The organism is Spirulina subsalsa CS-330 (genome assembly GCF_028330765.1).
Taxonomy (GTDB): Bacteria; Cyanobacteriota; Cyanobacteriia; order Cyanobacteriales; family Spirulinaceae; genus Spirulina; species Spirulina subsalsa_A.
In genome coordinates, this window is the sequence record NZ_JAQMTY010000091.1 from 1 (window position 1) to 15,394 (window position 15,394).

Consider the following 15,394-nt stretch of genomic DNA (forward strand, 5'->3'; position numbering starts at 1 on the left):
CACCTCATCCGCAATGAACAATTCCGACTTATCCACCGGTCGCTCAATCACCGTTAATCCCATCGCTTTCGCCAGCGTGATCACACTATCACGGGTGATCCCTTCAAGAATATCTTGCTCGTAGCCAGGGGTGATCAGTTGCCCGTTGCGAATCAGGAATAAATTCATCCCCGACGCTTCACAAACCTTGCCTTGGGAGTTCATTAAAATCGCTTCATCAAAGCCCGATGCAACGGCTTCAGTTTTCGCCAGGGATGAGGTGATATATGCACCGCTGATTTTGCCGCGTAGGGGTAAACTGCGGTCTTCTTGGCGATACCAGGAGCTAATCCGGCAGGAAACCCCATCGGGAGAGAGATAATCCCCTAATTCCAAACCATAGACAAAAAAGTCTTTTTCAATGTTATGGAGTCGTGGGGCAATGCCGAGGTCAGAGGTATAGACAAAGGGGCGAATATAAAAGGAAACAGCGGGTTGATTTTTTTTAATGAAATCAACAATAATATGCTCGATTTTATCAGCGGGTAAATCGAATTGCAGCAGCCGCGCACTATTGCTGAGGCGTTGGCAGTGGCGATCGAGGCGAAAGAGCAGAATTTGCCTGGGGTTGTTGGGGTCGGGGATGCCGCGTAAACCGCCAAATGCGCCAGTTCCGTAATGGAGGGCATGGGTGGCAATGGAGATATTCGCGTCTTTAAACGGGATAAATTGACCTTGTAGGTAAGCGGTGGGGAGAAAGTTATGCATCGTTGCTAAAGAGCGGAGTTGGCTCATTAGTATATCCCATTGGCTTGGGGCCTGTATAGCGGCGCGATCGCCCCTGTGCCTGTGCCGCTTGCCGGGTCGGATCATGATAATTTAAGCATGGTCAAGCATAAAGTTGTGAGCGAGTCCGGTGGCTGGATTGTGGTGCTGTGCAACGATGACGAGTGAGACGCGGGGACGGTAAGGAATGGATGAGGCAGCACAGGAAACGCCGGTGACGTTGGTGATTTCTGAGGTGGTGGCGAGCGATCGCATTGCCGAATATGAAGAATGGACGAAGGCCATTAACGGGGCAGCGCGGTCTGCACCGGGTTTTGTTGGGGTGGAGATCATCCGTCCCCGTGACCCGAACTACCTGGAATATGTGGTGATCGTGAAGTTCTCGGCGTATCGTTATTTGCGGGCTTGGGTGCAGTCGGACACCTATCGGTTATGGATTCGGCGGGCGGATCATCTGGTGCGCGATCGCGCCCTCCAGGATCAACCCGACGGCATTGAACTCTGGTTCACTCTCCCCTCTAATCGCATTCGCGATCGCCCCCAACCCGCCTATTACAAAAAAGTGATCATCGGCATGATGGCGGTCTATCCCCTGATTTTGCTGGTGGATCAGGTGGTGGGGCCCTTTTTAACCGGGTTGCCGCCGAAGGTGGCGCTGTTGGTGTCGGTGCTATTCGTCTCGGCGTTGATGACCTATCCGGTGATGCCACTCCTCACACGCTGGTGCGATCGCTGGTTATACCCTCCGGTGCGATCGCGTTAAGAGTGAAAATGGGCGGGGTGCGATCGTTCTTCTTCCCATTGGTTCACGAACTAGATCCGTATTCGATCCCTCACCTCTTGAACTCCATCCAGCCGCTTTTGATTCAGTAGGATCAAGACTAACCCATCCGCATAAAACGCTGATACGGGGATGATTCAGAAATTTTCCGCACAACATCCCTACAGGGGTTTTATACGGATGAAATCTTAATAAAATCCGTATAGGGATGATTCGATGGAAAAAATTCGTATAATCCATAGTTAAGTGGCTTAAATACCTAGTGGGGGGCTGTAGCTTGACAGTTATCTGTGCATCTTCAAAGTTGATCCGTCTAGTTCTGAGGTGCGTTTCATGGCTATTTGCGAAAGCCAAAGAGAAAACGAGCTTAATATTCTAGAAACTAGCGGAAACTCTATACAAAGTTTAGTTTAGAAAAAATTACTTAAAATTAAGGTTGAGCGTATGTATAGTAACCCTTCTGGGCAAGTCCCCTTTAGTAATGAGTACACAGATTCTCAAAATTTTCCTGCTTTTGGGCCAGATGATTTTGCCAGTAACCCAGAACCTCGATGCCCTGTAATTTTGTTGCTTGATACATCTGGCTCCATGCGAGGAACCCCAATTCAGGAGTTAAACGCTGGGGTTGAATTATTTAAGGATGAGCTACTAGCTGATGCTCTAGCTTCCAAGCGAGTAGAAGTTGCGATCGTTGGTTTTGGACCAGTTCAGGTCATACAAGACTTTGTTACAGTAGACTATTTGAATCCTCCTATGCTCCGAGCTGAAGCGGATACCCCAATGGGAGCAGCGATTGAAACTGCTTTAGACCTGTTGCAGACCCGAAAAGAAACTTATAAAGCTAACGGTATTGCATACTATCGTCCTTGGGTGTTTCTAATTACAGACGGAAGTCCAACTGACTACTGGAAAACAGCAGCCCGTAGAGTTCAGGATGGGGAGGGAAAGAAATCTTTTGCTTTCTTCTCCATTGGTGTTGAAGATGCAAGAATCGATATTCTTTCTCAAATTTCCACAAGACAACCTCTCAAGCTCAAAGAATTACGTTTTCGTGACTTATTCCAGTGGTTATCAAGTAGTTTGAAATCAGTATCTCGTTCAACACTAGGTGATGAAGTTCCACTACAAAATCCTACTACTCCTGATGGTTGGGCTTCAGTATGAGATATTGGCGATATGTTCAGGCATGTAGCAGAGGAACTTCCCATCTTATCAATGACCTACCCTGTCAAGATCGAGCTTTAAGCAAGATCATTACTGATAACGATGGGCAGGAAATCTTTTTAGGGGCTGTAGCTGATGGAGCTGGCAGCGCGTGTCGCAGCGAGTATGGAGCTGAGATCGCTACAAGGCTTATCTTGAAAAAACTTGAGGATTTTTTTAGGCAGGGAGAAGTGTTCACTGATTTATCAAAAGCCATTATTGAGCAATGGATTACCCAAATTTCAGATCAAATTGGTGAATTGGCAAATGATGAAGGTCTAAGGCGACGTGAATATGCATGTACTCTGCTTGCTGTCGCTGTAAAACCCATGGAAGGTTTGTTCTTTCAAGTCGGTGACGGTGCAATTGTTGTTGGTATGGAGGGAGAATACTATCCAATTTTTTGGCCAATGACTGGGGAGTATGCTAATTCTACTTATTTCGTAACTGATACCTCCATCGTAGAGCAGCTTCAATTTGAAATAGTCAAGGACAGACTTATAGAAGATATTGCTTTAATGAGTGATGGGTTACAGGGACTATCTTTGCAATTTGCAACGAGAACAGCTCATATTCCATTCTTTAAGCCTATGTTTACCCGTTTAGCAGAAGAAAGTAATCCGGGTTTGGCTAAAAACCTTAGTGCTTCTTTACAAAATTTTCTTGATAGCAAATCAGTTTGCGATCGCACAGACGATGACAAAACTTTGATTCTGTCAACTTGCCATTGTAACTTCTTTGCCCCGACAGTATTGGAAGAGGAGCCAAATTCAAATGAGGCTTTATGACCACAAGAACAAACCTATTTTATTGGGAGAGGAGGTAGGGCGTGGTGGCGAAGGTTTAGTTTACACCATACAAGGAGATACAACTAATGTGGCAAAGATTTACCACAAGCCTATAGCGGGTGAGAAGGCAGAAAAGCTAACAGCTATGGTTGTGAACAGCTTAGATCTAACTAGATTTACTGCTTGGCCATCAGCAACGCTGCATGATAAGCCAGGAAGCATAATCAAAGGCTTTATTATGCCGCGAGTATCAGGGCATCGGGAAGTTCATGAACTATACGGTCCAGCACATCGTAAGGTGCAATTCCCTCATGCAGATTGGTCGTTTCTGATTCATGCTGCTAGAAATGTTGCTGCGGCTTTCCAAGCTATTCATGATTGTGGTCATACTATTGGCGATGTTAACCAAAGTGGCATTTTGATTTCGCAGCAAGCAGTTTGTCGCTTAATTGATACAGATAGTTTTCAGATACGTTTAGGGGATAAATTTTACTCCTGCGAAGTAGGTACTCCTCACTTTACACCTCCTGAACTGCAAGGCAAATCATTTCAAGGAATTTTACGTAAGGAAAATCACGATAACTTTGGTTTAGCGGTAATTATCTTTCAATTATTATTTATGGGTCGCCATCCGTTTGCGGGACGATATTCAGGCTCTGGTGATATGCCTATTGAGAAAGCAATACAAGAGTATCGTTTTGCATTCAGCACTAGAGCTTCTACTAAACAAATGGCACCTCCTCCTAATGCTCTGGATTTATCGGTATGCACTTCATCAGTAGCACAGCTTTTTGAGAGAGCTTTTGGTGAAGAAGGAGTTCGTAAAGAAAATCGCCCAAAAGCGCAAGATTGGGTACATCAACTAGATGTTCTACGTAATAAGCTTTGTAGTTGCAAGCAAAGTTCGGCACACAAATATCATAGGAGCTTAAGTTTATGCCCTTGGTGTAGCTTAGAAAATTCAAGTGGAACAGTATATTTTTTACCTTATACAAATCCTGGTTCAACTCAAATTAAATTTAACCTTGAGGATATTTGGTTCAAAATACAAACAATTAAAATACCTTCTTTAGGTCGATTACGAGATGTTAGTTCTATAAGGGTTACACCAACTCCTCTACCTGATTACGCCAAACCACCTACAGGTTTTCTGGGTTTTTTTAATTTCTTCTTTGATTTTCATGATGACAGAGGAGAATATGATAGACGTAAATCCATGCTTCGTCAAGCTGAACAACAATGGCAAATCATTGAAATGCAATATCAAGCACTCAAATCTGACCCAGGCTTTGATTCAGTTTATCGAAGCTTACAAAGTTCATATAACGAGTATAAAAATCTTCCAAATCAGTATCAGATTGAGCGAAAATCTGCGCTATTGAAGATTTATCTAGAACGTTATTTTATAGAAAATGCAGAAATTTCAAACATTGGCAAAAAAAGAGCACTTGTTCTAGCATCCTATGGCATAGAAACTGCTGCTGATGTTTCTTACAATAGAGTCGTGTCAGTTCCTGGATTTGGTCCGGCACTTACTCAAAAGCTTGTTGAATGGCGCAATACCCTTGAAACTCGTTTTCAGCAGTACAGACAGTCGCCTAGAGACTTAGCATTTTTGCACAGGGTTGATCAAAAATATACTCGTAGGCAAAGTGAGCTAGAAAGTAAGTTAGTTGGCGGCAAAGCTCAACTTGTCTATAGTCGTAATAATTTACTCAAAAAGCGTGAACAAGTATGTAAGGAAGCTGAAAATGCTGCTAAAAGCTTAGCTCAAGCGCGGGCGGACATGAAGGTATACACCTGACCAACACAATATATTTTATATGGTGTGTTTTACTCAACTCAGTCAATTCGCCACCTAACAACTGCGCTGCACCGGAACGTACTGAGTCGATCAGTTGGTTGCAATGGTTCTCTGCGTTCGGTGAACGCGACCGGGTTGGACTGTCTTACGGCATATTACGGAACTAGCGAGTACAGTAACGGCAGTGAGCAAAGTAGTTTCACAATATCTTGTGATTCGAGGAAAAAGCCTTGCTGTACCTCAATTGAAACCGAATATCAGGTTTTATTTTTAGTTACAGCCTTTCCTTAAAATATTGAGTACACCAACCCCGTGTCATTCCCTATCGCGTCTTGGCAAGACTGTGCTTGGTGATCAAGGTCAGGGCTGTAAGTACATTAGGGTTGGATGGGCCAGCCGAGGCGGGTGGGTTCTTGGTAGATGCGGCGGAGAGTGCGGAGGTCGCGGCGGGAGATGGGGGGCGGGTCGCTGACTTGGGAGGGATAGAGGGCATCGTTTGGGTTGGGGCTGTGACCCCACAGGCCGAGGGCGTGGCCGAGTTCGTGGCGGGCTGTGCCTTGGATGCGGTGGGGGGGTTGATCGGGGTTGAGGTAGAGGGTGAAACGGTGGGCGAGATGGGGGGGCGGGTTGCGCTCTAAATAGAAGGTGTAACGGGCTTGGCCGTGCTGGGCATCGGGGATGATGAGGCGGCGTTGCTCTTGGTCGATGCGGATGGTACGGGGTGGGCGCGATCGCATCACCACAATATCGGCAGTATCTGGATCAGCCGTTTCCACGAGGGGAAAATACACCGCCCAATCTGCGATCGCCCCCCGCACCGATTGCCGCCACTGCGAATCATCGTTATCTTGAATCGCCACCGTGACGGGAAACCGTGACCACACCAACGCCCCCACGGGGGTAGGTTCAATCGCGTCGAAATAGTCCTCTGGGGAATCTGAGGCAGTTTGGCCCACCGGCATGGGGGCGGTCAACTGTTGGAGGGCAGCGGGTAGGGGGTGCGATCGCGGTTCGGGGAGTTTCGCCGCCGGACTCGCAGGAGCCGTCAGCCAGAGAATCAGCAGCGCGATCGCACCACCCAAGCCCACCCATCGCCAAAAACGCCCCATGGTTACTGCTCCCCAATCAACACACCAAAACCACCCCCCTTAGCAAGCAACACACCAAAACCACCCCCCTTAGCAAGCAACACACCAAAACCACCCCCCTTAGCAAGGGGGGCAGGGGGGATCACGCCGATCCATCCCCAGGGCAATCTACTCCTCAGCCGGAAGCGTTTGGGGAATGGTTGGTGCATCAGGAGTCACAGGAACCAACGGTTCAGACCCATCCGGTTGAATAATCGCATCGGAGGGGGCCACATTCGCCGACGGAGTTCCCAGCCAACCCGCCGCCAACGCCACGGTTAAGCTCATAAAAATCACACTCAGCAGCCAGGTCACGCGGTTGAGGGTCGTTTCAGCGGTTTTCGCACTGGTGAACAGTTGCGCTTGACCGCCGATTCCGCCAATGCCGTCCCCTTTCGGACTGTGGAGAATCACCAAAATAATTAAAAATAAAGCGGACCCCGCCCAAATAAATTGAGCAATTTGCGTTACATCCATAGCAAGTTATTTACGTCAAAAATGGCACGGTCATCCGGGGATCACCAACTGTCTAGCTTAACATTCTCCATCCCCCCTGCTGTGGCGCAGGGGCGGATCAGGTTCCGGGCCCTAAAATCGCCCGCCGTTTTTCCTCATTGGCGCGGAAACCCACCAGTACCGCTTGCCCCGCTTTGACGAAAAGGGGACGCTTTAAGAGCATCGCATCGGCGGCAAAGGCTTCGACCCATTGGGCATCGGTCCAGGTTTTTTTCTCTTCTCCCAAGGCTCGGTAGGATTGGCCGGAGGTGTTGCGCATCGGTTTGCTGCCGAGGGTGGCGACCCAGGTTTGGATCATGGCGGCGGTGGGGGGGTGGGTTTTGGTGTTGATGAATTCGTAGGCGATCGCATTCTCATCCAGCCAGGCGCAGGCTTTTTTGCAGGTGGTGCAGTGGGGGATGCCGTAAACGAGGAGAGTCATGGGGATTTTGCACAAGGGAACGATCGGCGATCGTAGCAAAACCAGACCAAAAAAAGGGCCAGCGATGGCTGGCCCCAGGAGCAAAGGAAACGATCAAAGAGGATTAGCGAAAGGACACCGATGCGCCGTAGGATTCGAGGTAGGCGCGGATTTTGGCGGCTTCGCGGCCATCCACGGCGGTTTTCAGGATGGCGGGTGGCCGTTTCACGAGGGCTTTGGCTTGTTTTAAATCCACCCCCGTCACCATCCAGACAGCTTTAGCGATCGCCACCCGACGATTCGACGGCACGGCATCGAGCACCACATCGCAGGTCTCTAACGCGATCGCGCCATTGTCCATCCCTTGGAACCACTTCACGGGCATCGCCCCCGCATCCACCCCAAAGTTGAACTCGATTTGGTCGATCAATTCGCTGGCTTCCATCAGGGTTAAGGTTTTCATGATCTCGATGATTTGGTTCACTTTTGCAGACATGGCGCACCTCCCCATTGCCTTAAGGGTGGATCGGGTTCAGTCGGTTCACGCTTCGCCCAATGGTTGGAATTACTGAGATTGAGTTTTAAATTTCTTTAATGTTACAAGCGTAATACAGGAGCGTCAAGCCCGTTAGGTTTCGTTGCGATCGCGATCGGTGCGTCAGAGATTGGGCTATGGTTGGACAGAACCGAGGTTTGGAGGCGCGATCGCACCCCGATGACATTACCCAATTTCCTCATTATTGGCGCACCGAAAGCCGGGACAACCTCCCTCTATCGCTATCTGCGTCAACATCCCCAAGTGTTCATGAGTCCAGCGAAGGAGCCAAATTTTTTCGCCTTTGGGGGCGATGCGCCGCCGGACTTTAACGGGCCGGGCGATCGCGACGAACCCACCACCCTCGACCTCGAAACCTACCAACGCTTATTCGCCAACGTCACCGACGAACTCGCCGCCGGAGAAGCCTCCACGGTCTACCTCTACAGTCCCGACGCACCCCAACGCATCCATGCCACGATCCCCGACGCAAAACTAATCGCCATCCTCCGCAACCCCATCGATCGCGCCTTTTCTAACTATCTCCATCTCCGCCGCAGCCAACGCGAACCCCTCCCCGACTTTGGCCAAGCCCTCCAGGCCGAAGCCGAACGCATCGCCAACCATTGGAAGCCCTTTTGGTATTACCAAGCCCAAGGATTATACGGGCAACAATTGCAGCGTTATTTGCAATATTTCGAGCGCGAACAGTTGGGAATTTGGCTCTTTGATGATCTGAAAAACGATGAACTGGGCACGATTCGCGACATTTTCACGTTCCTCGGTGTTGATCCCACGTTTCAACCCAATACCGGGGAGCGGGTGCGCGTCACGCCCCCCGTGCCGAAAAATCAATGGTTACACAATCTGCTCAATCGCCCCAACCCGTTAAAAGCGATCGCAAAATCAATCCTGCCCCAGGGACTACGCGCCCAAGTCTCCGCCCAAGTCAATCAAAAAAACCTCACCAAACCCAAACCCACGGAGCGCGATCGCGCCCAACTGATCGCTTCCTATCGTGACGATATCGAACAATTACAAACCATTCTCCACCGCGATTTATCTCACTGGCTCCGCTAGACCACTGCCATAACACAGCCCAAATGATATTTTATTGTAGTGGATTGACATGACTAAAGTAAGGTATTAAGTAGGGTGCTGTTAGCGCAGCGTAACGCACCAAGCACGGATATTTCAGCGATCGCAGTCATTGCATAACTTAAGACGTGCCACGACAGTAGGGTGGGTTAGGCGGCTTAAACTCCTGCCATCACTGTAATCTAGTAATCCACCGTAACCCACCGGTTAAGGTGTGTCGTGACAGTAGGATGGGTTAGGCGGCTTAAACTCTCACCATCACTGCAATCCAGCAATCCACCGTAACCCACCGATTAACGTGCGTCACGACACTGCTGGCGGTGGGGGTGACGACGGCGATCGCGGTCAGCAAAATGACCGGGCATGAACAGAATGGATGCAGTGTTGCACGGTATCATGGTGCGTAGCCTGGCAAGCGATCGCCGCTTTGGTGACTCCATCCATGATTGTGAATCCGTTATGGTGAATCCCTGTGGTTTAGTCACTTTGGCGCAGCCTACGTTTGTCCCCTGTTAAGGATTCAGCGTGACCATGAGGGAAGAGGATACGTCGGCTACGGTATCGCAGGAGCAGCCTGATGGCATAGTCGTAACGTCGTCGCAGGCTTCACTATCGGCGCGGCTGATCGCTCAATATCACTGTTTGACCGAGTTAAGCAATGCGATCGCCCAGCATCGACCCTTACCCGATCTTTGGGCTTGGGTGGTGGCGGCAGTAACCCAGGCTTGGGACTGCGATCGCGCCATTGTCCGCACCGCCCTCAACAGTTGGGATGTTGTCGCCGCCCAGGGTGAACTCACCCCCGACCCGGAATCCTGGTGGTCTGCCGCCCCCCTCGAATGTCCCTTTGATGCCCCGATCCTGTCCCGCTGGCTTGCCATTCTCTACACCGGGCAAGCCTGGCAGCCCGATCCCCACAGTTATTGTGTGCCGATTCAAACGGATCAGGGACTGTGGGGTCTGTTCCTGGTGGAGCAATCCGCCACGGTTCCGGCCTGGACGGCCCAAGAACGCCAAGGCTTAACCATGGTGGCGCAGCAGATGGCGATCGCCCTCCAAGCCCACCCCCCCTCATCCCTCCAGCCGCCGGATCTAGCTCCGCCCCTGTTTCTCCATCATCTGTTGAATACCGATCCCAATATTGTCTTTGTCAAAGATTGGGATGATCACATCATTTGGGCCAATCAAGCCTTTGCCCAAAAGTATGGCCGTCCCCTGGAAAGCATTATTGGCAAAACCAGCCTCGAACTCGGCCACCATACCCCTGAAGAGATTCAGGTTTTTGTGGAGCAAAATCGTCACGTCATTTGCACCCAAACGGATTTATTGATTCCGGAGGAATGTTACACCGATGGGCAGGGCAAGCAGCAATGGTGGCAATGGCTGAAACGCCCCTTTGCAATGCTGGGGCAATCCCAACAGTATGTGTTGGGGATTGGGGTGAATGTGACACAGCATCGTCATGCCATGTTGGCATTGCAGCGCAGTGAGCGGCGTTATGTGTCTTTGGCGGAGTTAGTGCCGGTGGGGATTTTCCATGCTGATCCTCAGGGGCATCTCCATTATGTCAATGAGCAATGGACGGAGATCATGGGGATTCCGGCCATTGAGGCGATTCAAACCCAGTGGTTGTCGTTGGTGGGGGCGGAGGGTTGCGATCGCGATCGCAACCCTTGGCAAACACTCTGTAGCCCAAGCGCCACCCTGAAAGCAGAATACCAATATCAACACCCCGACGGTTCCACCCGCTGGCTCTTGGAACAAACCGCCCCGGAACGCAATAGCGAGGGCCAGATCATTGGCTACCTGGGGACGATTATTGACATCAGCGATCGCAAAACCCAAGAAACCAACCTCCAACGCCTCAACCTCGGCCTAGAACAACGGGTCAGCGATCGCACCGCCGCCCTGCAATCCACCACCGGCCACCTCATGGCCCTGATCCAAACCCTCCAGATCGGCGTGTTAGCCACCGATGCCACCGCCCAAATCGTCCTCGTCAACAAAGGCTTTCGGGAACTCTTTCCCACCAGCCCCGATCCAGATACCGCCGTCGGTCTGCCCCTGCTCACCTTTCTCACCTCCTGCCAAGACCAATTCCTCACCGCCACCGACTTTATCCAGCATTACCATCACTTTCTCAACAGCCGCCACCACAGCATCCATGCCGAACTCGAACTCTCCACCGGTCAAGTGGTGGAATGGGATTGCGTCCCGATTTTAAGTGAAGATCAGTATCAGGGCAGCCTCTCCATGTATCGGGATATCACCGAACGCAAACAAGTCGAGCGGAGTTTACGGGACAGCGAAGAACGCTTTCGTGCCATGTTTGAACAGGCGGCCATGGGCATTGCTCAATTGGATTTACAAGGGCGCTTTGTCCAGTTCAACCAGCGTCTATGTGATATTTTGGGCTATGACGCAGCCACCCTCCGGCATCAGCGGCTTCGGGATATCGAGGTGCAGTCCGACTCTCCCGCCCCTCAGGACAATCGCCTAAGCCCGACGCAGTGGAATCAGTTTCTCTGTGGTATGCGTGAAACCTATGCCCATGAACAGCAATATCGGCGGGCGGACGGGAACTTGGTGTGGGGACACATGACCCTGTCGTTGGTGCGCCAAGTGGGAGGGGAGCCGGATTACTTTATTGCGATCTTGGATGATGTAAGCGATCGCAAACAAGCCGAAGCCGAAATCCTCCGCGCCCTCGACACCGAAAAAGAACTCAACGAACTCAAAACCCGTCTCATTGACATGGCCTCCCATGAATTTCGCACCCCCCTCACCACCATCCTCGGCTCGGTCGAACTCCTGCGCCTCTACGGCCAGCAATGGGATGAAACCAAACGCTACAAATACCTCCAACGTTTACAAGATGCCGGCTTACGGATGAAAGCCCTCGTGGATAATGTCTTAACCGTCAGTCGGGCGAATACCGAACGCATCACCCTCCGCCCCCATTTTTTTGATGTCATCGAATTCTGCCGCAACCTGATCGACGAGTTAAGCATGGGTCAGGGCTGCCAAACCATCGCTTTGCACACCGAGGGTCGCTTGTGCGATCGCTCCCATTATGTTGTGTATCTTGAAGAACGATTACTCCATCATATTTTGAGTAATTTACTCTCTAACGCGATCAAGTATTCTCCCCCGGATAGTCTAATTCAGGTGAGCCTGACGGTTGAGGATCAACGGTTAATTTTCCGGATTGAAGATCAAGGGATTGGCGTTCCCTTTGCGGATCAAGATCGTCTCTTTGATGCCTTTCATCGGGCCCGCAATGTGGGCAAGGTGCCAGGAACTGGACTTGGGTTAAATATCGTCAAAAAATATGTTGAATTGCAGGGGGGGACAATTGTGTTTTGTAGCAAAGAAGGATTTGGCACCACATTTCGTGTTGCTTTGCCACTCATCGAGGAGGTCGCGAAATAGCCATGGATTCATCCCACGTCACGATTTTAATTATTGAAGATGAAGTGTCGATTCGCGAGATTATCGGCGAATGTTTACAGGCGGAAGGATACCAGATCCTAGAAGCGGAGGATGGCTTAGCGGGAGTGCATCAGGCGTTGTTGTGTCAGCCCGATCTAATTCTCTGTGATGTGATGATGCCGAAGTTGGATGGGTATGAAGTGTTACAACGGCTCCAGGCGAACCAACAGACCCAAAGTATTCCGTTTATTTTTTTGACGGCGAAAGGTGAAAAGGAAAATTTTCGCTATGGGATGGAGTTGGGGGCGGATGACTATTTGACGAAGCCGTTTACGGTGCGGGAGTTGCTGAAGGCGGTGTTAACGCGCCTCCGGAAGCGATCGTCCGTGCTGGACTCCGGCGATCGCACCCTGGCGGCAACGCTGCCAGCCCCCACGCAACAGCGAGTTGGGCGTGATCTCCTGACCAATTTGCCGATGCGCTGGAGTTTGGGGGAGCCGTTCCATCAACTCTATCAAGATTATTTAGGGCAGCAACAGAGACAGGCTCACATTGATTGGTGTTTGCCGTTGTTTTGTCTGAGTTTGGATCGGTTTGAACGGATTACGACAACGTTGGGCTATGACTGTGGGGATCAGTTGTTGCGAGCGGCGGCGTTGCGATTACAGGATTGGGTGGGCGATCGCGGGTTTCTCGCTCGGCTCAGTAGCAGTGCGGAGTTTGCGATTCTGTTTCATCCCTTGCCCTATGACCAAGCGATCGCGTTGTCAGAGCAGGTGTTACAACGGTTTGCGGAGCCGTTTTTGTTAAATGACATCACGGTGATTGCGCCGCTGAGTGTGGGGGTGGTGATGGCCCCGGTGCATGGCACGATGTTAAATCCCCTCTTGCAGGCGGCCCGCACGGCGAAACAACAGGCGCAGCAACTTGGCGGCAATCATGCGCAGATGTATCAACCGAGTCCTCAGTATGTGCTGCCCAATGCGAGCGATATGATTGTGCTGGAGACGAATTTACGCTATGCGATCGCCCGCAATGAATTCCGACTCTACTATCAACCCCAAGTCTGTTTAACCACTGGCAAAATTGTCGGGGCGGAAGCCTTGATTCGCTGGCAACATCCCACCCGTGGCTTGATGACACCGGGGCACTTTATTCCCATTGCCGAGGAAACGAATTTAATCGAATCGATCAGCCATTGGGTGGTGCAGCAGGCGACCCAACAGGCGATGCAATGGCGGCAGGCGGGGTTGGGTTCCTTGCGCATGGCGGTGAATATTTCGGCCTGTCATTTTAATCATCCCGACAGTTGCCAACGGTTGATCGATTTGCTGACTCGTGCGATCGCTGACTATGACCGGCTGGAATTAGAAATCACCGAAAGCAGCTTAATGTATGATTCCACCGTCACCGTAGAACGGTTTCATCAACTCAAACGCCTGGGAATGCAGATTGCGATCGATGATTTCGGCACCGGCTATGCCGCCCTCCATTACCTCCAACAATTCCCCTTTGATAGCTTAAAAATTGATCAATGTTTCGTCCAAAACATTGATCAAAACGCTAAAAATCAAGTCATTCTCCGCACAATTTTTGAACTTGCCCAATGCTTAGAACTGCGAGTGGTGGCCGAAGGGGTTGAAACCGCTGCGGAATTGGAAATGCTGCGACGGTATCGCTGCGATGAAATCCAAGGCTACTTTTTTAGCCCGCCGGTTCCTGGCCCGGTCTTTACAGAGTTTCTACAACAGCATAAAACCTTACCCTTGACGCGGCTGCTGTCCTAAATAGGGGGGTGTATTGTCGTTTGTGACGTTGCACGTTATACCTAAGCTAGGAAATCGCCTCTAGACCTGACACAATGCCAAATTCGCCTCGTTTTATCATCATCGGCGCGATGAAATGCGCCACCAGCAGCCTTTATCAACAGCTAGTGGCTCAACCGGGAATTTTCATGACGACCCCCAAGGAGCCTAATTTTTTCAGTGATGATGATGTCTATGCCCAGGGGATTGAGTGGTATCAGGGCTTGTTTGCCGCTGCGCCGCCTGCGGCCCTCTGTGGAGAAGCGAGTACCCACTACACGAAGCTGCCCACCTATCCCGATGCGATCGCCCGCCTCAAAACCCATCTCGGTACAGATGTGAAGTTGATTTACATGATGCGGCATCCGGTGCAGCGGCTGGTGTCCCACTACATCCACGAATGGACGCAGAAGGTGATCGACACCAAAACCGATATTAATGCCGCGCTGGATCGTCACCCCGAATTGATTGCCTATAGCCAATACAGCCAGCAAATTCACCCCTATTTGGAAACCTTTGGCCCGGAAAATGTGCTGCCGATTTTCTTTGAGCAGTTGTGTAATGCGCCCCAACAGGAACTAGAGCGGGTCTGCCAATTTATTGGCTATCCGGGGTCGCCGCAATGGCAGGAGTTGGAGCGGGATAATGTGTCGAGTCAGCGGATGCGCAAAAGCCCGTTGCGGGATGCGATCGTCAAAGCGCCGATCTTGAAAACGATCCGCAAACGGCTGATCCCTCAGGCGGCGCGGGACTGGGTGAAAGGGTTGTGGCAAATGAAACAACGTCCTGAATTGGCTCCGGAGCAGTTGCAACGAGTGACAGAGATTTTTGATCGTGATTTGGCTCAGTTAAATGAGTGGCTGGGGACGGCGTTAACCTGTGCCACGTTTAAGCAGACGGCGCAGGTGAGTCCGGAGGGTTGGCCGGGTTGGGGGTCGTCTGCTGCGGTGCAGGAGTCTTAACGGCAAGGGCGCGATCGCATCACCATCATCAGCAACGGCTTGACATACTCCCCCACTAAACCCTACGGGCTATAGTGGGGGATTCTGAACAGCCAGTTACCTGACCATTTATCCACTCAAACAACGAGAGTTGCAGAGGGTTGCTAGGCTCAACGACTAACGCCATTGATTTATCCTG

General features: G+C 50.8%; 14 protein-coding genes and 1 pseudogene. 9 read left to right on the forward strand and 6 right to left on the reverse strand.

What is annotated here, in order from left to right; translation table 11 throughout:
* The coding region (locus PN477_RS05990; RefSeq protein WP_417158757.1) for a branched-chain amino acid transaminase at positions 1-747 on the reverse strand (747 nt) is incomplete at its 3' end.
* 39 nt (positions 748-786) lie between these two features.
* Here PN477_RS05990 and PN477_RS05995 point away from each other — a divergent pair.
* From PN477_RS05995 to PN477_RS06015, 5 genes are all read left to right on the forward strand, one after another.
* Entirely contained in the window at positions 787-933 is a 147-nt protein-coding gene (locus PN477_RS05995) for a hypothetical protein (protein ID WP_272115531.1), read from the forward strand.
* A gap of 19 nt (positions 934-952) precedes the next feature.
* The gene (locus tag PN477_RS06000) at positions 953-1,528 is read left to right on the forward strand and encodes a putative antibiotic biosynthesis monooxygenase (protein WP_272115528.1); all 576 of its coding nucleotides are present in this window, start codon (positions 953-955) and stop codon (positions 1,526-1,528) included.
* 462 nt (positions 1,529-1,990) lie between these two features.
* On the forward strand, positions 1,991-2,710 hold the full coding sequence (locus PN477_RS06005; protein WP_272115526.1) for a vWA domain-containing protein: 720 nt from the start codon (positions 1,991-1,993) through the stop codon (positions 2,708-2,710).
* The gene (locus PN477_RS06010; protein ID WP_272115524.1) at positions 2,707-3,537 is read left to right on the forward strand and encodes a PP2C family serine/threonine-protein phosphatase; all 831 of its coding nucleotides are present in this window, start codon (positions 2,707-2,709) and stop codon (positions 3,535-3,537) included. The genes PN477_RS06005 and PN477_RS06010 overlap by 4 nt, the downstream gene beginning before the upstream one ends.
* On the forward strand, positions 3,524-5,341 hold the full coding sequence (locus PN477_RS06015; RefSeq protein ID WP_272115522.1) for a helix-hairpin-helix domain-containing protein: 1,818 nt from the start codon (positions 3,524-3,526) through the stop codon (positions 5,339-5,341). Before PN477_RS06010 ends, PN477_RS06015 begins: the two co-directional genes overlap by 14 nt.
* Positions 5,342-5,718: 377 nt before the next feature.
* Here PN477_RS06015 and PN477_RS06020 read toward each other — a convergent pair whose 3' ends face one another.
* From PN477_RS06020 to PN477_RS06040, 5 genes and pseudogenes are all read right to left on the reverse strand, one after another.
* Entirely contained in the window at positions 5,719-6,450 is a 732-nt protein-coding gene (locus tag PN477_RS06020) for a peptidase (RefSeq protein ID WP_272115521.1), read from the reverse strand.
* Positions 6,451-6,717: 267 nt separating this feature from the next.
* A pseudogene (secG, locus tag PN477_RS06025) lies at positions 6,718-6,945 on the reverse strand (preprotein translocase subunit SecG); the annotation flags it as partial.
* Between the two features lie 97 nt (positions 6,946-7,042).
* Positions 7,043-7,405 (reverse strand): Spx/MgsR family RNA polymerase-binding regulatory protein, encoded by a 363-nt coding sequence (locus PN477_RS06030; RefSeq protein ID WP_272121945.1) that lies wholly within the window; start codon positions 7,403-7,405, stop codon positions 7,043-7,045.
* A 103-nt stretch (positions 7,406-7,508) separates the two neighbouring features.
* Positions 7,509-7,880 carry a ribosomal protein L7/L12 gene (locus tag PN477_RS06035; RefSeq protein WP_072620937.1) on the reverse strand — a complete coding sequence of 124 codons (372 nt, stop codon included), beginning with the start codon at positions 7,878-7,880 and terminating at the stop codon, positions 7,509-7,511.
* A 101-nt stretch (positions 7,881-7,981) separates the two neighbouring features.
* Entirely contained in the window at positions 7,982-8,113 is a 132-nt protein-coding gene (locus tag PN477_RS06040) for a hypothetical protein (RefSeq protein WP_272147082.1), read from the reverse strand.
* On the opposite strand from PN477_RS06040, the gene PN477_RS06045 reads away from it, so the two are divergent.
* From PN477_RS06045 to PN477_RS06060, 4 genes are all read left to right on the forward strand, one after another.
* Positions 8,100-8,999 carry a sulfotransferase family protein gene (locus tag PN477_RS06045; protein ID WP_272147084.1) on the forward strand — a complete coding sequence of 300 codons (900 nt, stop codon included), beginning with the start codon at positions 8,100-8,102 and terminating at the stop codon, positions 8,997-8,999. The two genes, PN477_RS06040 and PN477_RS06045, sit on opposite strands and share 14 nt — an antisense overlap.
* 549 nt (positions 9,000-9,548) lie before the next feature.
* The gene (locus PN477_RS06050; protein ID WP_272121953.1) at positions 9,549-12,449 is read left to right on the forward strand and encodes a PAS domain S-box protein; all 2,901 of its coding nucleotides are present in this window, start codon (positions 9,549-9,551) and stop codon (positions 12,447-12,449) included.
* Positions 12,450-12,451: 2 nt separating this feature from the next.
* Positions 12,452-14,236 carry an EAL domain-containing response regulator gene (locus PN477_RS06055; protein WP_272121950.1) on the forward strand — a complete coding sequence of 595 codons (1,785 nt, stop codon included), beginning with the start codon at positions 12,452-12,454 and terminating at the stop codon, positions 14,234-14,236.
* 74 nt (positions 14,237-14,310) lie between these two features.
* Complete coding sequence (locus PN477_RS06060) at positions 14,311-15,216, forward strand: sulfotransferase domain-containing protein (RefSeq protein ID WP_272121951.1); 906 nt, start codon at positions 14,311-14,313, stop codon at positions 15,214-15,216.
* Positions 15,217-15,394 lie beyond the last annotated feature (178 nt).